This window comes from Pseudomonas sp. NY8896 (assembly GCF_039634505.1).
On record NZ_CP132351.1, the window covers coordinates 67366 to 86167 of the forward strand.

14 protein-coding genes are annotated in these 18802 nt (G+C 57.0%); all 14 read left to right on the forward strand.

The window, feature by feature from the left end; genetic code table 11:
* Positions 1-5 precede the first annotated feature (5 nt).
* The 14 genes from Q9451_RS31885 to Q9451_RS31950 all read left to right on the forward strand — a co-directional run bounded on the left by Q9451_RS31885 (position 6) and on the right by Q9451_RS31950 (position 18791).
* Positions 6-1169 (forward strand): type II secretion system F family protein, encoded by a 1164-nt coding sequence (locus tag Q9451_RS31885; protein WP_010794343.1) that lies wholly within the window; start codon positions 6-8, stop codon positions 1167-1169.
* A gap of 8 nt (positions 1170-1177) precedes the next feature.
* On the forward strand, positions 1178-1693 hold the full coding sequence (locus Q9451_RS31890; RefSeq protein WP_021263643.1) for a type II secretion system protein: 516 nt from the start codon (positions 1178-1180) through the stop codon (positions 1691-1693).
* Positions 1674-2693: a type II secretion system protein gene (locus Q9451_RS31895; protein WP_223290565.1), complete on the forward strand. Its 1020-nt coding sequence runs from the start codon at positions 1674-1676 to the stop codon at positions 2691-2693. Before Q9451_RS31890 ends, Q9451_RS31895 begins: the two co-directional genes overlap by 20 nt.
* Before the next feature lie 113 nt (positions 2694-2806).
* On the forward strand, positions 2807-3889 hold the full coding sequence (locus Q9451_RS31900) for an SPASM domain-containing protein (RefSeq protein ID WP_031628701.1): 1083 nt from the start codon (positions 2807-2809) through the stop codon (positions 3887-3889).
* The gene (locus tag Q9451_RS31905) at positions 3889-5031 is read left to right on the forward strand and encodes an SPASM domain-containing protein (RefSeq protein ID WP_010794339.1); all 1143 of its coding nucleotides are present in this window, start codon (positions 3889-3891) and stop codon (positions 5029-5031) included. The genes Q9451_RS31900 and Q9451_RS31905 overlap by 1 nt, the downstream gene beginning before the upstream one ends.
* The gene (locus Q9451_RS31910; RefSeq protein WP_010794338.1) at positions 5028-6146 is read left to right on the forward strand and encodes a radical SAM protein; all 1119 of its coding nucleotides are present in this window, start codon (positions 5028-5030) and stop codon (positions 6144-6146) included. The genes Q9451_RS31905 and Q9451_RS31910 overlap by 4 nt, the downstream gene beginning before the upstream one ends.
* A gap of 37 nt (positions 6147-6183) precedes the next feature.
* Positions 6184-6558 (forward strand): hypothetical protein, encoded by a 375-nt coding sequence (locus tag Q9451_RS31915; protein ID WP_010792555.1) that lies wholly within the window; start codon positions 6184-6186, stop codon positions 6556-6558.
* A gap of 11 nt (positions 6559-6569) precedes the next feature.
* Positions 6570-7814: a hypothetical protein gene (locus Q9451_RS31920; RefSeq protein ID WP_010794337.1), complete on the forward strand. Its 1245-nt coding sequence runs from the start codon at positions 6570-6572 to the stop codon at positions 7812-7814.
* A gap of 41 nt (positions 7815-7855) precedes the next feature.
* A complete protein-coding gene (locus Q9451_RS31925) occupies positions 7856-8920 on the forward strand; it encodes a radical SAM/SPASM domain-containing protein (protein ID WP_010794336.1) in 1065 nt (354 codons plus the stop codon).
* The gene (locus tag Q9451_RS31930; RefSeq protein WP_010794335.1) at positions 8913-10637 is read left to right on the forward strand and encodes a hypothetical protein; all 1725 of its coding nucleotides are present in this window, start codon (positions 8913-8915) and stop codon (positions 10635-10637) included. Before Q9451_RS31925 ends, Q9451_RS31930 begins: the two co-directional genes overlap by 8 nt.
* Positions 10638-10683: 46 nt before the next feature.
* A complete protein-coding gene (locus tag Q9451_RS31935) occupies positions 10684-12519 on the forward strand; it encodes a radical SAM protein (protein WP_010794334.1) in 1836 nt (611 codons plus the stop codon).
* A complete protein-coding gene (locus Q9451_RS31940) occupies positions 12510-15977 on the forward strand; it encodes a PEP-utilizing enzyme (RefSeq protein ID WP_010794333.1) in 3468 nt (1155 codons plus the stop codon). Before Q9451_RS31935 ends, Q9451_RS31940 begins: the two co-directional genes overlap by 10 nt.
* The gene (locus tag Q9451_RS31945) at positions 15970-17613 is read left to right on the forward strand and encodes a radical SAM protein (RefSeq protein ID WP_010794332.1); all 1644 of its coding nucleotides are present in this window, start codon (positions 15970-15972) and stop codon (positions 17611-17613) included. Before Q9451_RS31940 ends, Q9451_RS31945 begins: the two co-directional genes overlap by 8 nt.
* The gene (locus tag Q9451_RS31950) at positions 17610-18791 is read left to right on the forward strand and encodes an SPASM domain-containing protein (RefSeq protein ID WP_010794331.1); all 1182 of its coding nucleotides are present in this window, start codon (positions 17610-17612) and stop codon (positions 18789-18791) included. Before Q9451_RS31945 ends, Q9451_RS31950 begins: the two co-directional genes overlap by 4 nt.
* Positions 18792-18802: the final 11 nt, after the last annotated feature.

Here is an 18802-nt window from a genome sequence, read left to right on the forward strand (position 1 = left end):
TGGCCATGGCCTACTACCAACTGAAGTATCTAGGTGAATCGGGTGGTGTGGTTTCCGTCGGTGTTGAGGCGGAAACAAAAGAGCAGGCCATTGCCATGTCCGGCATCCCCGAGTCGGTCATCCATAGCGTTGCTGTTGACCACCTCGGGGGTATCAAATCGGCCTTGTTCGACAAGAAGTTTCCCCTTGTCGAGCAGGTCCTCATGTTGTCAGCCATTGCTTCAAAAATTTCTTCAGGCAAGACCTTCGGTAAGGCGGTCCAGGAGTCAGTGGACTACAAAGCACTGAAGATCACATTTGCTCAAATCGACTCCTGTCAAACCCCAAAAGAATACTTGTCGCTTCTTCGATTCGACGAGACCGCGGTCCTTCTGGCTGAGGCCGGGGACAAGACAGGGCGATTGCCTGATGCTCTGAACAGGGCATCCAAAGCAATCGCAGAACGTCTGGCAGCGAAGAAAGAGTTCTCTGCTCTGATGAAGAAAGCCATGATCAACGCATGCTTTGGTCTTGGCTTCATCATCGGCATTCCGCTATGGGCAGGTGGAACTATCCACGACTTCATCCATGTACAGCGCCTCGACCTGCAGCTCAACTCCCTGAGCCAGCTGATCTTGCTTCTGCACACTGTCTATACCCAGTATCTCTACGTCCTGCTTGGAATCGCTGCCGGGATCTATGTGTTCCGTGCTCGGGTATGGGAAATGGTGAGGAACCTGCCAGGTTTCTCGTTTCTCAATGAGAGAAACAAGGTGCGGATGGGCCTGGAGTTTGTTCAGACTTATCAGCTACTGCTCAGCAGTGGCTTTACTAACCCCCAAAGTTTCAAGTTCATGATGCAACGCTCGCGGGGCCGCGCACATGCTCTCTATCAAGAAGCTCACGCACGCCTCGTCGAGGGCCGTGAGCTATCTGATGTTTTCGACAACCCCGAGTGGCCACCCCTGATTACTCAGAACCTCCAGGGTTTCGACAACCAGTCACCAGCTGGCCGAGACAACGTGCTGAGCAATATGGCTGATGCTCTTAAGGCGTACTACCTACGGCATTCGGAGAAGGTAGCCCAGATGTCATCGGTCATCGGTTTCTCAATGATGCTCCTGACCATCATGATGTTCGCGATCGGCTTTTATCTGCCCATCATTAACCTCGCGTCGGCCATGCGATGACTGTGGCTATGGTTCGTTCCCGCGGCTTCACCCTCATCGAGCTGGCAGTCTGCTTGGCAATCGTCGCAGTCATGACGGTCGCGCTCCTTCCAGGCGCGATGGAGAAGTATCAGCAGGGAAAAATCAATTCCTCGATTGAGCAGGCCAAGAACCTGATTCCTGTGTGCGAGATTGCGCGGACAAAAGCAGTGTCCTCCACCGTCGGGGCGAACCTTAAGGTCACCCATACATATGGATCACTGACCAACTGGTCGAAAACAGCGGATCTTCAGAACCTGCTGAGTGCCGATTACCGCCTGCCAGCTACCAACCCTCTTGGCTCAAACATCCTCGTTAAGTTCGACTCGCAGCGCTGCTACATAGCCGTAGATCTGCCCTTCAAGGAAAACAACTACGGTGGTTACATCACAGAGAACGTCGGGACAAACACCCGGATTATCATCACAACCAGGCCGACGCAGAGCTCCTCTTCCGCCTGGGTGTCTTATCAGAAGCGAATCCTCCATGAAGAAACGACGCGCTAATTCCCAGGCCTCGATGAGAGGCTTCACGCTGATTGAATTGGCGATAGTGCTGGCCGTGATGGCTATGATTGCTGTCTATGCCACACCCAGGTACATGGAGCAGCTCAACCAGAAGCGTGCAATCCTGACTGCGCAAGAAACTCAGTCTTTTCTGGACGCTGCACGCTCATACCGCATGCAGAATGGCTCGTGGCCAGGCCAAGCAAGCAACTGTGCAAATGCCAAAAGCGTGCTTGAGAGCACCTCTCCACCAACACTTGCCGGCATCAGCGCAACCAACAAGTACAACCAGGCAGTTACCCCAGCTTGCAATGCAAACACTTTCTCGATCACCCAAAGCATTGCTCAAGACTGGGATGGTGTAGTTGCGAACAACCTGCCTGGGACAGTGATCAGCAATGCAGCGACGTACACCATTCGCTCAACGATCGGGATTCCAGGCAGTGAGCCCGCACTAAACTCTAAGCTGTCTCGAGTCTACACCGGTGACCCTGAGATGAATCGGATGAGCACCCCGTTGTTGCTTGGGAGCAATTCGATCAACGAAGTTTCGAACATGTATCTGAACAACGGTGGTGCGGATGCTCGAGTAAAAACGGATGCTGGGCGCTTGATCCTCAGCACTCCCTATGGCGGCGAGGTGGCCATCGAGAATGGGACCAACCTTTCGGTTGAAAACGTAACCCTTCGTCAACGGGGGAACGCCAACCTCATCGATCTGCTGCCGAATTTCGTGCAGAAGGGAACCTACCTTGTCCGACACAGCGACGGAGTTATAAAGCCTGCGTGCCCGGGCGGAGGATCTGCAAGAGCATCTCTGCGCCCAGGAACAATGCGTGGTGGCTGGCAGGAGGGAGAGGTAAACCACGGGGCCTTCGGCTACGAGTACAAACTCCTCGACTACGGTAGCTACTGGATCGTTTCGACGAACATCATTGGCTCTGAGGTAGAGCGGAACAACCTTCAGTCGCTTGTCGACGTCTACTGCTATTACCCCTAATGCCATATTCAGTCGTTATCGCTAAGCCAACCAAAAACTGCAACGCGGACTGCACCTACTGCTCTGCGCCCCCTGACGGCGAGGGCAGCTGGTCGCTTGATGATTTCAAGCGGATGTTTGATCGCCTGCAGCCATCGTTCACACCAAATATCGACTGGATCTGGCACGGCGGCGAGCCAATGCTCATGGGCCCCGATTTCTTCGAAGCGTGCGCTGAGTACGCATTGGCTCAGCATGGTGGCGTTCATTTTGCAATCCAAACCAACCTTCTGGGGTACAAGTCCGATCGTTGGAAGCGAGTGTTCTCGGAAATCTTTGAGGGCCGGGTCTCTACAAGTTTCGACCCTTACAAGAAATACCGAACGGTTAAAGGCTCCGCTGAGACGTATGACCGTCTGTTCTGGCGAGCAATGGACCAGGTAATCGCCGACGACTTTCGACCGCTCGTAATCGGCGTTTACGACGAAGGGGCGGCCACGGCCGCAATGGACATGTATGAGCGAGCCCTCTCATATGGCTCGGCTGGATTCGACATCCGGTTCAACTACGCCTACCCCGCTGGTCGTGCCAGGGAGGCGGGCATGCTCATTGACCCTGCGACCTATGGGCAGATGCTTGTCGATCTCTACGACCGCTGGATCGATGAAGTACCGGTTTTCCGCATCACGCCGCTGGACTTGATGCTGCAGAAGGTGGCTGGCTACAAGAGCATGCTCTGCCCCTGGACCAAGTCCTGTGGAGGTCGGTTCCTGACCATCGACCCTGACGGCTCGGTGTACAACTGCAGCGAATTCAGCGATTTCGGCGACAAGCGCTTTCGCTTCGGCAACATCCTTACCGGTGAGGTGCAGGAAGCGAAACCGGTTGAGGTTAAGTTCTACTCGGGTGCCGACATCGCCCCCGCGCTGACCGCATCACCTGCCTCCCGAGAAATCATGGGGCGAGCAGTCAACCTTCCACCAGACTGCAAGACGTGCCCGCACTTCACCGAATGCGAGGGCGGCTGTGCCCGCGATGCGGTGCTCTTCGAAAAAGGGATGGGGGGCAAGTTCGGCTATTGCCAGAGCTGGAAGATGGTTTTCAATCGTCTCAAGCAGTCGGTTGTGACTGGTGAGGCTGACCGCATTCTCTACAAGCTCGGCATCACTCCCGATAGCGCCCGCGCGCGACTCTCCGCATACGGGTGGGTGAACTAATGCTTCAGGTCTATCTCAAGCCAACAAACTTCTGCAACGTAGGTTGCGACTTCTGCTACCTCCCAGAGGATGTGCGGGCCAATAAGTCCCGTATGTCGGAGGCTACCCTCCAGGACAGCTTGGATCTGATCCGCAACCTGGCCGAGCGGGAGGGGCACGACCGAGTCTCCATCCTGTACCACGGAGGCGAGCCGCTAAGTATGAGTGCCGGGGTACTCATGGATCTCTCGGACAAGGTGCGGCGCGGCCTCTCCGGAATTGAAATTCAGGAAGCCATCCAGACCTCGCTCATTCCACTGCGTCGTTCACACATCCCATTTTTGCAGGAGCGGTGTGATGGCTTCGTCGGCTCCTCTATCGACTTCAGCGGCCGCACCATACAGGGCTCCAATAGCAAGTACATCGATCTGTGGCTCGAGAAGGTCCACCTGGCCCGCTCCCATAGTCTTCACGTGGGCCCAATCATGGTGCCGACGCGCAATGAGCTTGCTCGAGTAGCGGAGATCTATGGGTGGTTCAAGGAACACGGGTTCACCCATTTCAACATCGAGCGGTACAACCCCTACGGGGCCGACGCAGACCGTCCAAGCAACAAGGAACACAGCGATTTTCTGAGCGACCTGTTCGATGTGTCGATAGAAGACTTACGACGGACCGGTTCCTGCGTAACAAACAATGCCGTGGCAGCAGCCATTGGTGGGGTATTGCACAACCAACCCGGCGAGCGCTGGGGCGGAACCTGCCAGCGCGACTTTCTAGTGATTAATCCCGACGGGGCGCTCAACACCTGCCCGGATCGGATGGAGTACGAGACGGACCTTTGGCCAAAGGTCCAGGACGGCATCGATGCCTTCCAATCCAGCCCTGAACGACTGGGCTGGATCAAGGTTCAACACATCGACCACATCGAGAATCACTGCCGTAAGTGCGAGTTCCGGTCGTGGTGCAAGAGCGGCTGCCCAATCACCGATCACCAGGTTCATACCGGTGCAGGGGAGTGTGCCGGCTATCGATCACACCTAGCGAAAGTCAAAGAGTTTGTTGCCAACGAGGAGGGGCGCCGATTTGCTACCGGCTACCTGTCCGCGGCAGGCGCGCTGCCCTTTGACCCGTACACCATCGGGCTGGAGCGCATCGCATGAGCAAGGGGGCACCCGATTTCGATCACATGATCTATGTGCGGCTCATCGAGGCATGCAATCTCCACTGCCAACACTGTTTCATCCCCAACAATCCGAAGCGGATGGACTGGAAAAATATCGAGCAGATTCCGACGAAGGTCCGCTCTTTTGCTCGACCAGGCCAGGTCCTGCTGTTCCAGCTCCACGGGGGGGAGCCAACGCTGGTTGGTCAGGAGTTCATGCGCAAAACAGTTGTGTTTTTGAAGACTGAACTGTCCGAGTTCGACGTGCGTTTCTCGCTTCAGACGAACTTGATGACCTTCGACCTACGTTGGGCTGAGCTCTATCACGAGTTCTTTGATGGCATTGTCGGGGTGTCCTGGGACCCGGAGATCCGCCTTCTAAGGGCTGGACGTCCCGAATCGAACGAGCAGTTCGAAAATAAGTTCTGGGCCAACATCCACGCACTCCAAAGCCTTCAGCTGACACCGTACATGGTCATCACGGTGACCAAACCACTGATCAACAGGTTCAGGAACCCAACTGACCTCATTGACTTCCTTCTCGAGCGCGGAATTTCACTGGCCCACTTTGAGAGGCTGACCAGAACTGGATATGCGATAACCAACTGGGATTGGCTCGGAGTCACGAACCGCGACTACAGCATGTGGACTGGACGCTTTGCCATGGCCTACAGCCGCTTCATGTCTCAGCAGCGGGAAGGTCGGCAGGAACTGAACATCTCTCCGCTGGATGGGCTTATCGCCAGCGTGGAACGACTGCGCCGCGGTGAGAGAGGAGGTTACGGGTGTCTCTCCGGCGCTTGTGATACTCGATTCCATACGTTCGACCAGAACGGCTATTACTCCGCCTGTACTGCGTTGACCTCGGAGCGGGATAACCGGAATGCGGTTGGAGTGGCAGTGGTGGAGCACACCCAGCTTGAGGCTGCCCGAGTGGAGCGTCAAATGGACTGCACTACCTGCCAGTTCAAGCCTATTTGTAGCTCAGGTTGTATGGCCACGCCCCGAATGGACGAGAGCCAGGAGTGTGCAGGGGGATACATGACGTTCAGGCTTCTGAATGACCACATCGCAACCAGAGACAACCCCGGATTGATAGCAATCGCTGGGTAAGAATCTGCCCTTTGGGCAAGTAGAAATGGAGGGGAAGATGAAGCAGTTCACCGGCAATCGAGTCATGGTCGCAATCGCGGTCAGCGCCTTGACCGCCAGCGCTTACGCCGAAACTCACAAGTCATTCACTGTGGAGCAGTCGACTGAAGATCTCGCTGCAGACAAGGAAATCGCCCGTCTGCGCGCCATCCTGGAGATGAACCCGATCAAGCCTATGGTTGAACAACACCAGAAGGTGTTGAGCGAGATCGTGGTGGGCAACATGGTGGGCGGCATCGACAACATGCTGCTGGCGGCCACAGCCACAGCAAAAGATATGGACTCCACCCGGATCGGCGACTGGGGTTATTGCCATAACGCTTGTCATGGTGCCTGCCACGGCGCGTGCCATGGCTCGCGTGGCTGGCGCTGATTGGGGGTTCCATGACAGTTCAAGTTGGAATGAGAGTTTCGGACCTTGAAGGGATCTTCCTTGCACAGTCCAGCCATCTTCAGACTTCGCCCGAGCACGAGATCAAGCGGGACGTTTCGTACTTCAACATAGAGTGCGACACGACGCTCAAGCGCATCCCTCGCGATGCCTGTCACTTGGGCTTGCGCGCGCAGAGTCACCCAGACTCACCGGACCTTCCCAGCGACGACTTCACGTTCAGCTTGATCTTGGCTGCCGGCAGTCTCAATTCGGTGTCGATCGACATCCCTTACGATTGCTCCGTATCGCCCGACGAATTGCTGATGCACGCTGAATCCTCGGGTTTCAACATCAACCTGCTCCCGCCAGGGCACACCACCGTCGTCGACGAGAAAGTGGAACGCTACTGCGAGGTACTCCGTACCTACGGAAGGATGTGGCTTTCCTCGCCTCAATCGAATATCCGTGTCGCGCCAATCGATGGCTACCTCGAATACCTTTTCGGTGTGGCGGCAGGGCACATTCCGGCATCCATCTCGACCGACGAGATGATGAATACCTTATTCACCGATGGCATGCCTGAAGTGGTTATGGAGCACGTGAAAGTCGTAATTCACGACGTCATCATGGAGCACTTTGGGACTGAGGATGCTTTCAATGAGATCCTCGAAAAGGTGGCCAAGGCAATTCACCTCAAGCAAGCGCAGTTCCGTGACTCCCGAGCGCGCATCCTGGAGGAGGAACTCGACCTACGAACTCCTCTGCCCAATCTCATTCGGATGGTGAGCAAGTCCACGGGGCTTAGCCTTTCCAACGCAGCCGGCATGCTGTACGAGCTGAAGCACGGCGTCCACACGGTATTGGATAAGTATCTACCACCGGATGAGCCCGCGGTTGAAGGGCAGGCTACCCCTCCGGTGAATACCCGCCAGGCCAAACTCGCCAATGCTTTAGGTGCTGCATTTGCTGCAGCATTCGGTATCGATGAGATGGACGAGGCATGGGCAGGCGTTGAGTCCACCCTGCAGGTGCAAGAACGCATCAACCTCGATCACGGAACTGTTCAACCTGGTTCCGTTGCGTCGCGCATAGCCGTGGCGATGGATGTTGAGCCGAAGATTGCAGCGCTGGCCACTGGTGAGTTCCTTTCCATGATTCGAGCAGTTCTTGAGGCTGGAAACCATGTGAGCCCGCCTCCGCCTTCATCACCCAAACCAGTACCTGCACCCGCCAGCGGACTCATCGCTGTCGGCTGATCGGTCCCTCATCTCAATGGGATGGGGGGATAGGGGGAGTGATGGCAAGGTCTGAAGCTGTTGGGTTCATCAACGTAACGCGCCAGTGCAACGTCGACTGTAAGCGCTGCTATTTAACCGAGGCCAACCGGGCCGCCGGTGAGCGACTCCCCACCTACACGCTTAAAGCCTTCCTGACATCCGATTTCTGGGCTGACCGCCCGGTGACCCTGATCTGGGAAGGTGGAGAGCCAACAATCGTGGGCCCTAGTCGCATGCAGTTGTACGTGGACCAGGCCCGAGGCCTACTCCCACACGCTTCCCAGACCATGGTGACCAACTGCTTTTCTGTCCCCAATTGGCTCATTGATCTCTCTCATTCGGCTTTCAACGGCCAGGTTGAGACAACGTTCGCCCTAGGGCACAAGTTCAGCCTATCGGGCTCAGAAGATCTGTATACCCGGCGTTTCCTCACTGGCCTGAACCGCTTCTGGGATGCGGGTGTGGTGTGTACCGTCAACGTCGAACTCAATTCCGAGACCATCAAGCGCGGCCCGACCGCGTTGGCGGAGCTTATGCTCTCTACGAAGGCTAAGGTCTGGGAGTTCGACATCTCTGTTGACTTCCGGACCTTCCTGGCAGAGCCAATCTACCAAGCATCCTCGGCGCCGGAGCTCCCGCTCACCGCAAGCTATGCAGCCGTTTGGACCTTCCTTCACACGCTGGAAGCCACCCATGGCCGGCAGCTTAGGGACGCCGGGATTACCATCGGCGCACTGGAACAGGTAGCCGGCGAGGCCAACAACCAATTTAACGTCCTGTCAGAAGATCGATTTCTGACCCTGAACCCGGACGGATCTGTAACGACAAACCCCCTCTATTCCGATCTCGAAGGGACGTTCCTTGGAAACCTCCAAGACGCACCTCTTGACGAATTGCTCTCATCACCCCGGCGCCTGGCCCGCGTTATTGCCGAACGGCGCCGTCTCCTGCCTTGCAGGTCCTGCCCTCATTTCAGCTACTGCTCCGGCGGACCTGCCCATGTGCCAGTCACCGATGGCTCTGGGGAGTGCGCGGGTGGGAAGGGAATGTGGGACCTGCTACTGGAGAAGATGCGCTGTGCATAAACAATCCCGGTTGAATCAGGCCAACATCAGCATCACCGCTACCCGATGGTGCAATCGGCGGTGCACTCACTGCTACATCGATCCGTTGGAGTTGGCCAATCCCGTTGAGATGGAGGAAGGGGTTTTCCGGGGGGTATTCGACCGTGTCCGAGACCTCGTAGCCCTGGACCGCGGTTTGGAGGAGGTCGAGTGGGAAATCATCGGCGGCGAGATCACCAAGATGCCAGTCGAGTTCTGGCGTCGAAATTTGCCGTTCGCCCTAGAGCAATGCCGGGACTTCAACGCACAACTCAAGACACCGGGCTCGGTCAACGTCCTCTCCAACCTCATTTTCTCTGACCAGCGCAGGCGAGCCGACTACATCGACCTGTTCAACCAGTACGGCGATTGGCCGGAAATGTGCGTTTACACCTCGTGGGAGCCGGAAACCAACCGCTTCGGTAAGCGGGATAAGCTGATGCCCGCCTGGCGCGAGACAGTCAGCGCCCTGAAGGTGCGGCAAAAGATCCTCGACGTCATCCTCACAAAGACCACGGTCGAATTGGGGCCGGACTATCTGTTGGAACAGTTCCTACCGCTGGGTGTCACCGACTTCAGCATCAAGATGATCAGCCCCTACGGCTCAGGCAAGGCGTTCTGGCAGCCGAACATGATCAGCTTCGCCGAAATGAGTGACTACCTGTGCAGGCTTTTCGAGATAGCGCCTAAAGGCATCACCTTCACGCCGGCCGACGAGATGACGAGCGCCATGTTCCGGGGCACCAGCTATCAGTGCATCGGCAACTTCCGCTATGACCTGGCGGTTGAGCCAGACGGACTCACCAGCTTCAATGCCTCACAGACCACTTCGGAGGCCGCCCTCGGGGACACCAGGATCTACATTGACGATCCGGATTGGGCGTTCAAGGTTCTGGCGGATAACACCTCGGAGTTGGATAACAAACTCTCCCGCTACCACGACTACTGCTTCCAATGTGAGTTCCACTCCTACTGCGCTGGTGGCTGGTACCACTATCGAATTGCCGAACCGGAGGATGTACGAGCATGGGACTCAGCTGAGTGTCCTGGCTACAAGCGCCTCTGGTCGAAAGTGAAGGATCGATTCGGGGAGTTCGATACACGGATGAACACTCATCATGAGGCCATGCGTGCCATCCTCCAGTCACCGCCGGATAGCGTCACATCCAAACAAGTCCATGACGAGAAGGCCGGCCAAGGCATGCCTTTTTACGCCTGGCTAAAGCAGGTGGAGAATGGTCGGGTTGCTCTGAACCCTGGAGCCCAAATCGGCAGACCGCTCATGGAGCGAATCTGGGCGTACCAGGCTGTAGGAGCAACGATAAACCTAAGCTGTGACGATTTTGGAATTCTTTCCAACGATCTGAAACGCCTGGTGATTGAGCACCTGGTATACGGGGACACCCCGGCTCTGCAGCTGGACCCCGCGATGGTCTGGGAGTGGGTGAGAACCTCGCCAGATGACCAGTTGGCCACAATCGTGGAGGAAACCTCTCTACTTGCCCAGGGCCTGCAAGTGAAGGACAAGGACCTCATTCTGGCCGGCCACAATACTCAACTGCTGCGCTGGGTGCTCTCCCATCCCTCGCCGGCGGGGGGGGCTTCCGGAGAGCACCCTGAGCCAGAGATCAAATTCGTATCGATGCAACTCCGGCGCGAGGCCTCGCTGAGATCCACCAAAATGCGGAACCCGATTTAGCATCCCTTTTTCCAAATTAGGGGCACTCGGTTTCCACTATTAGGGCATGAACATTCTGCCCTACGCCCTTCCACGCAATCGGTCGATCGAGATGATGAGTACCACCATCTCGACCAATCTCAATTGCAACCTGGCCTGCAAGCACTGCTATATCCAACCAGACCTGCTCAGGCGCAAGGAATACATAGACGAGGCAACCTTCCGTCGCGAAGTGGAGGTTATCGTCGAGGCATTCCATCTCGACCAGTCCGTCACCTATCTGCATTTAGACGTGCTGGGGGGTGAGGCGACGCTGATGCCCTTCGAATTCTGGGAGCGGAACTTACCTTGGGTTCTGGACCGTATTTCCGACCTGAATGCTGCCGGCACGCCTACCGAGTTCACCTTCTGCTCGAATCTCATGTGGAAGGATGACCGCTACCTGGATTTGCTTAGGCAGTTCAAGGGGCATCCCGCAATGGACATTGCGATCCCCTTCGAGGGACCAGAGAGTGGCCGGTTCGGCAAAAACATGGCCATCTTCCCCAAATACCTTGAACGAATCGAAGCGCTGGGCGAGTGCAACATGCTCAACCTGGTGTTGGTGATGGGGCAGGGCCTCATTGACCTTGGTCCGCAGTACATCATCGACACCTTCGTGAAGCGCGGGATCAGCGACGTGACCTGCGACATGATCTTCCCGTGGGGATCAGGCCGGTCCTACTTTGATCGAGCGCAGCCGCACTACCGTGACGTGGCCCGTTTCATTGAGGATTTGACTGAACTTGGCGCTCCCTACGGCCTGACTGTCGACCATCTGGACGACATGAGGAAATCTCTCCGCACACTTTCCCGTTCTCAGAACACACTCAACGACGCCTACGAGTACCACTGGGATCACCGCGGGGAGCTATCGCTGAACCCGAACCAAACCGGTACTGAAGCGGTGCGCCCATACATCAACCTGAATGTTTGGGATCGGAATGCCGCGCTGAAGGTGGTTTGGGGGAACAACAGCGAGCTCGATGCAAAACTGTCCTACGAGCATGACTTCTGTCGAGGGTGTGCCTACCTGCAGGCCTGCAACTCCGGTTGGTACCCTCACAAGCAGCTCTCACCTGAAGTGCTCGGAAAGTACATGGCTGCTCCGGAAGGGGAGTTCAGTTGCCCAGGATTCTTCCAGCTATGGGAAAAGCAGGCTCAGACCAGCTTCGATCAAGTGGGTGTGACGCGATACGGCAATGCCCGCCGCGAGAGAAGGATCAGAGCTATCGCACGGGCGGCTGCCGGCGAGGCCCCAGCCTTCTTCGAAACCAATTATGTCGACGACTACGAGGGCTACTTTGATGCAGTGAGATCTGCCGTCGTGGTGCGGGTGATACCCGAAATGCTCTTCGGCTGCACCGTCCGGCAGCGGCTGTGGTTCTACGATCGCCTGGGCAAACAAGTCCTCTTCGAGGGTGGACTAAGTCGCTTCGGCGAGGAAGCTTCCATCATCGCGCATTCGCTGGCCGGCAATTATCACTCCCTTGGGATCGATGATGCCCTCATCTGGGACTTTGTTCGCCGTCGGCCCGATCACCACCTGTCTGGCTTCATCCTGGATGCCGTGCAGTTGGCCAGGTGGATGGACCTACCAATTGAAGTTGTAGGCGGTTTCCCACGGTGGAACAGCGGGCTTGAAGTGTCCTTCAAGTTCGAGGACCTGATCATGTGGGGGATGACTTGCGCCGTGCCTGCAGACATTGCCGACTCTTTGGACCAGCGCCGTGACCATTTCCTGACCCCGGATGCTTACGAGTACCTGTCACGCATCCACCTGCAGGCCGTGTCTTTTTCGCGAAAGGCGCACGCGGCAATAAGGGACTGGCAGATCACAAAAGAGAGGATGACATGCGTCTGACTTGGATTCTGGGCGCATTTGCCCTGGTACTGTCCTGCAACGCGCAAGCCTTCCCCGTCGTTATCGCCGGTGGCGCAATGCTCCTCGGCGGACCGTCAACGGTAATTGCACTACTGATCGCCGCTGGCGTCTTTGGGTACCTCCGATTCTGTTCGGGCAAGCATGGCAAGGTGAAAAGCCTGGCGTTGGGATTCGCCGCTGGGTTGGCCGTGCTGGCGCTGGTGCTCAATGATCAGCGGGCGAGTCAGTTGGATGCGAATTTCATCGACTCAGGCTCGCCGGCTGAACGCATAACCGAGATTCCGTTTCGGGAAGTTGCTCTGGATGAGCAGGCGCAGATGCCAACGGCTATGGACCCGGCAGAGTTCATCGACAGTTTGGCCAAGCGCACCATCCGCGCGGTTCGAATTGACCCAATGCCTGAACCGTTCTTCCAGGATTTCGGAAATGGAGTGTCAGCGAAAGAGCTCGGCAAAAGCCCAGCTAAATTGCTGGCGCTGATTCGTGAATCGTCGGTGCCAGTGGTGCTTATCGACCAGTATGGAAGCTCGGCCGCTGCTATCTCAGAGGCTCTGAATGCCCGACTCGGTATTGAGGTTCGATTTCTGGTCGGTGGCACTAAATCTCTGCATCCATACGGCTGGAAGCACCTTGCAAATGAGGAAGACCCTCGGGCCATCCTGCCAAGCCAATTCCCAAAGGTGATTGCCGCAACACCTGGCTTGCAGATCATAAGTGACACAACCCGGGACCAGTTTGAACATGACGGCTGGCTTCATGGCGACATGATTTCGGATCTTCCAACCTTCCTCGCCGGTCTGGATAACATCGTCGCCACCATCGGCGATCGGCCTATCCTGATCTCTGCGGCGGAAGGTTACTTCACCGGTAATACCTGGGTAATCCTAACTCTCCTCAGGTCCCGAGGCCTCGATCCTCAGTTCATCCTTCCGACTGAGGATGAGCTTCTGGTAAAGCCACCGTACTACCGGCATTTCAAGAATGACGAACGACTATTCGGCAACTCGGAAACGTATTCCTACTTAGAACGCAAGCCTCGTGTCGTGTTTCTGGACTTCCAGCCTGCTGCAGACTGGGCAACTACCCGCGAACGCATTCGCGGGACAGTCCACATCGACATGGAAAAGGTCGCCAGAGGCCAGATGACCGAGGAGTTGGCCAAGCTGGACCCTACTGCCACTTACGCCGGACTGGGCTATGACCGGCGCAGCAGTTACCACTCACTGTTGGCCGGCGAATACCTGTCGGAAAAGGGGGCCGGCTGGCTGGGCATCAACACTGAGCCGGAGCTATTTAGCCGAGAGCGACTGTCGAATCCCGACCTCTACGACGGTTGGCGCGAATTCTCGGCCAAGGCCCGCAATGAACTTGGCGAGGCGGGCTTCAAGGCCGTTTCCCTTCTGGGAGATGGCATAAAGGGCTATCTCCTGTTCAGCGCCTTACTGGCCCTAGTGTTGACCATCGCCTTCTGCGCAACTCCAACGGTGGCCGCTAAGGGGCTGGTTGCGGTTGCAGCACTCGGCGTCTTCCAGGTTTCTAGCTGGACCCTTGAAGAGTGGGTACGAGCCGACGTGCCTACGGACTGGGTTATCGCTGTGCAGCTGACGGCAGGTCTTCTAAGTGCTCTCTGCTGGACGGCGCACCGGCGCTATCGGAAAAGACGGTTCACTGTCCCAATGGGCGTACATCCTACCGACCTACCAGAGAAGATTCGCTTACTGGCCAAAGCTGCGGAGCATGGCTTCCACGTCCTGCCTGGCGTCGTCATCACCCCTGCCCTGGTCAATTCGACGGGTAGACATCTCCCACGCTGGGCGCGCATGAAGCCAACTATTGTTCGCTCTGCTGCACGGTCGGAGAGCTGTGAGGCGACGACTATTGGAATCTACGACTCCCTATACGCCGACGGCGAGCACCAGGTCTGGGCCTCGGCCGCTCAGGTCATTGCCGAGATAGAGCGCTCTGGAGAGGAGGGTATGTGTTTCGTTCAGCCCCGGATTCAAGGCCAAACATTCGGGGTGGCTATGTTCGGTACCGAAGCCGATGACCACATGATCATTTGCGAAGGAGGCCATGCTGACCAGGTTACGGCAGGCACCGCGGCAACGTCGCGTTTTGCAGTACCGATATGGGATGTAAACAGGCTCGACCCAAGAGACCGGGCTGTCTGCCGGGTGCTGCTGCGCCTGCAGCGAGTTATGGGGGCCACGAGTATTGAGTGGGCCCGCTCGTTATCGGGGAAGCTGACCATCCTGCAGGTCAGCACTGACCAACTCGGAAGAATAGGCCTCAAGCACCGTATCTCCAAAAACAATCGCCGCTTCGTCGTTGCTCCAGTAGCACACACCGGCAAGCTGGAAGCTGCCGTACTCGCCGCTTGCGCAATCAAGGGGGAGCAACTGACCGTAGGCAGGTACCGGCTGGTTCAAGCCAAGTCTTTCATTGGCGGATTGTTGTCGCTCTATCAGGACATTTCCTCGGCAGTTGACTACACCCGGATGTCCCCGACCATTGCATTTCCCTCCGCGGCGATCATTGAAGCTTTCGAAACAGAGCATCGGGAACGACTGGCGCAGCGCACTTTATGGCTCCCCGACCTCTCTGCCGAGACCGAACAGCTGATTGCAGCGGTCATCCACGACCTTGGTCGAATTCGGGACGTGTACGGGCGATTCAACCGGTTGGCGACTCTGGCAGCTGAACTCCGTATCAAGGCCCGCATCAAGGGTTTTTCGCGGCCACTATCGTCGACTGTACTTGGCGCGGCATTGGAAGAGGCAGAGGCGGACGCCCGGGCCGATCTGCTTGAGCGCATGGGATGCCTTTCGCTGAATGGCTTCGCTATCCAGGGTAAGTCGAGTCTGGACGGAGACGATCTTCTCGGCGGCGTTATACAGGCTACCGACTCTCCAATGGCTTGGCTGAAGGATGAATGTGCGGTGCAGGTCATGTACGAACTGAAGCGCTTGCGCCCATTGCTCGCCGAGATCGAGCAACGTGGGGCAGTCAACTCCCTCATGTCAGCCCTAGACGTTTCAGTTGGTACCGATACTGACTCCAGGGCGGCAGCGCTAGAAACAGTAGCAATGCAAAGCAGGCCTCTCCCGCTGGCTAACCTACTGGCAGGCCATGACCGAGATCTAGGGCTAAACGCTTTCGTATGGGGAATACCAGCTAAAGGCATCTGCCTGCGGCTGGCCAGCAAAGATGAGTTCCAACCAGGGGACGCACTGCTGATTGACCGAGCGGAAATGAGCTATCTCCCGCTGATAGCGCGCGCAGGCGCGCTTGTCGTTCGCGAAGGTTCTGCGCTGTCTCATCTCATGCAGCACGCCAGGCGTCTTCGAGTGCCGCACGTGGTCGGCGCCGACATTGGGGATCAAAAGGACTCGGCACTGGTGTTCATTTCCGCCTCTGGAGAGGTGTGCCGTGCATAACGCCCTGGACATGCTCAACGTCTGTATTGCACCAACTCGCCTCTGCAACCTCGGCTGTACCCACTGCTACGTGAAGCCAGAGCTGCTCCGGGATAAGGCCATGATGGATGAGGGCCTCTACCGGAAGACCTTCGATAGCATCGAAGCTCTGTTCAAGGCAGACCGGAAAGTCACCAAGATCAACATCGAATTGCTCGGCGGCGAGCTGACTATGATGCCGCTGGCCTACTGGGAAAGAAATCTGCCCTGGACCCTGGAGGTCATGGCCGGATGGGAGCGCGACTACAACGCCGAGGCCGCCCTCATTTGGTGTACCAACCTGATTTTCAAGGACCCAGGGTACATCAGCCTTCTCAACGAGATGGGCCACCGATATGGCTACGGGTTGGATGTGTTTGTTCCATGGGAGCCTGACACCAATCGGTTCCTGAAGGACGACAAGCTTCTCCCCAGATACTTCAAAACGCTAGAGGCCATCACCGGCATCAAGCGCAAAACCCTCTGCATCACCATGAGCAAGGCCGTAATTGAGCGCGGGCCTATGTTCATCGTCGAAGAGTTCGTCAGCCGCGGAATCACCGATATCACCTGCGACATGCTCTACCCGGCAGGCAGCGGCAAGAGTTACTTTCTCAAGACTTGTACCTACGGCGAAGTGTCCGACTACATCCTTGCTCTGAGCGAGTTGGTGCCCGACGGGGTGACCATCAGCCCGTTGGTGGAGATGGAGACGGCGTGTGTTACCGCGACCCATTTCCACTACCCGGGTAATGACAGCTACGACCTCGAGGTAGAACAGAACGGCGAGGTGACCTTCAACTCCAGCTACACTGGTGACGAGGCGATACAGCCAACTGAACCACTCTCAGTGCAGGACCTGCGGTTCGCGGAAAAGGCAATCTTCAACAATGCCCCAGAGATGCTGGTGCGCCACAGCATGCCCAACGAGGAGTGTGGCACATGTGAGTTTGCCGTCGTGTGCTCCGGTGGATGGGCGTGGCACAAGAACCTTCACCATAACCTGCGCAGCATCATCGCCGACGGAGACTGTCCTGGCCTAAAGCGGGTATGGCTGCAGGCCAAGGCCAATGCTGGCGCTGAAACCGACCGTTCCAAGTACCTGGCAGTGATGGAAGCCAGGAAGCGGGAAGGGGCGCTTCGACTCCGGGTTGCGACCGCGAACATTGAACGCGGCCGGGAAGTCCCCCTGATCGAGGATTCTTTCGCCGGCGCCTACGACAGCTTCTTCAATGAGTTCGACCGACCCCGGCTCGTAGAAATGATGCCAGGCGCCCTGTTCGGGAAGTCTTGGGCCGAACGCTTGTTCTTCTATGATGCGATCGGCGCGCAGATCGACACACCGAAAAATTGGTATGCAGACGCTGCAGAGGAGGGTGGTGAGGAGCTTTTCCGTCACATCCTGTTTGGCAATTACCAGTACCTGACTTTCGATCCAGTGCGCGTGATCAGCGAAATCCGGTACCGGCAGCAATGGAAGCTCGCGCACCTGGTTGAAAATATCATCGCCGACCTGGCCGCAGGGAACCAAGTTCGGGCGCTGTTGGGGGGCGCGCATCTCGATGAAGTGGTGCTGATGTGCCGGGAGGCAATGGCTGCCATGGAGCTCGCCGCATGATTCATCAGCCCTTCACCTTGCACATCCGGATGACGAAGTCATGTAACGCGGACTGCAGCTACTGCAGCAGCTGGATGGAGAATGTCTCGTCGCGGATGTCGCCGGCCGCTTTCATGAAGTCAATCGACTTCATCTTCAACCGAGCACTCCCCCAGCTCGGGGCTGCGCCGACGTTCCTATCGGCCCAGTACATAGGTGGCGAAATTCTCACCGTTCCTTTCCAAGAGCTGAAGGAGTGCGTTCGGTATTTGCGAAAAGTGTGCGCCCAGCACGGAATAGAGATGCAGGATGGTGCACAGAGCAACCTGATCGGCACTCCGGAGAAAATCAGTCGACTATACGACCTGTTCGAAGGCCGCCTTGGCACCTCGGTCGACGATTTCAGCCAGGCGCGCACAGTGAAAGGCTCGGCGGACAACTACCGGCTGATCTGGAAAGAGGCAGACCATTACCTTCGAAACCAGCGGAGCACCCCGGGCGCGGTCTTCGTCCTGGATCAGTCAGGCTTGAACTCTGCTAGGCAACAGACTCGGCTCGCCGCACGAGAAGGCCGTATGCTGACACTTCGTCCGCTGTTTCAGGGAGGAACGCCTGGCCAAGCCCTTCAAGGGGCAGAACGGACGATGAAGGCACTCCTAGAGACCTTCGACGACTGGTTTATGCGCTACCCGATTATCGTGGAGCCCTTTTTCCACCTCACCACCGCGCGCGTGGCGTCCTTAGCCGGTGGTAACCACCATATGCCACATGCCTGCGCATTCCAAGCGGACTGCACTCAGCGGTCTCTCAGCCTGGAGCCGAATGGCGACCTACACGTGTGCCAAGAAATGGCGGACGCGGGGTTATCTCGGGTGGGCAATGCATTGGACGGTGTGATCGATACGGGACTGTTAGAAGCTCTGGCGGCCCGTTCAGGGCGGCTATCTGCCGACTGCCAGGCCTGCCCATTTGTTAAGGAGTGCCAGGGCGGCTGCATGTTCGAATCGATCCAACAAGGGAGCGGCATGTATGGCCGCTCTGCGCACTGTGCGAGTTGGAAGGCGCTTTTCAGACGCATCGATGCCGGCATTCAGGAACACGGACTGGAGGAGGTTAGAGGCTGGCTCCACCGCATCGAAACCCGACATCACAACCACAAGCTAGACGGCCTATTCAAGGCAAGTCTGGCCTCTGCATAGCCGAGGAATTT

Coding starts and splice junctions, on each gene's coding strand:
- Q9451_RS31885 (WP_010794343.1), top strand. CDS start 6: ATGGCCTACTACCAACTGAAGTATCTAGGTGAATCGGGTGGTGTGGTT.
- Q9451_RS31890 (WP_021263643.1), top strand. CDS start 1,178: ATGGTTCGTTCCCGCGGCTTCACCCTCATCGAGCTGGCAGTCTGCTTG.
- Q9451_RS31895 (WP_223290565.1), top strand. CDS start 1,674: ATGAAGAAACGACGCGCTAATTCCCAGGCCTCGATGAGAGGCTTCACG.
- Q9451_RS31900 (WP_031628701.1), top strand. CDS start 2,807: ATGTTTGATCGCCTGCAGCCATCGTTCACACCAAATATCGACTGGATC.
- Q9451_RS31905 (WP_010794339.1), top strand. CDS start 3,889: ATGCTTCAGGTCTATCTCAAGCCAACAAACTTCTGCAACGTAGGTTGC.
- Q9451_RS31910 (WP_010794338.1), top strand. CDS start 5,028: ATGAGCAAGGGGGCACCCGATTTCGATCACATGATCTATGTGCGGCTC.
- Q9451_RS31915 (WP_010792555.1), top strand. CDS start 6,184: ATGAAGCAGTTCACCGGCAATCGAGTCATGGTCGCAATCGCGGTCAGC.
- Q9451_RS31920 (WP_010794337.1), top strand. CDS start 6,570: ATGACAGTTCAAGTTGGAATGAGAGTTTCGGACCTTGAAGGGATCTTC.
- Q9451_RS31925 (WP_010794336.1), top strand. CDS start 7,856: ATGGCAAGGTCTGAAGCTGTTGGGTTCATCAACGTAACGCGCCAGTGC.
- Q9451_RS31935 (WP_010794334.1), top strand. CDS start 10,684: ATGAACATTCTGCCCTACGCCCTTCCACGCAATCGGTCGATCGAGATG.
- Q9451_RS31940 (WP_010794333.1), top strand. CDS start 12,510: ATGCGTCTGACTTGGATTCTGGGCGCATTTGCCCTGGTACTGTCCTGC.
- Q9451_RS31950 (WP_010794331.1), top strand. CDS start 17,610: ATGATTCATCAGCCCTTCACCTTGCACATCCGGATGACGAAGTCATGT.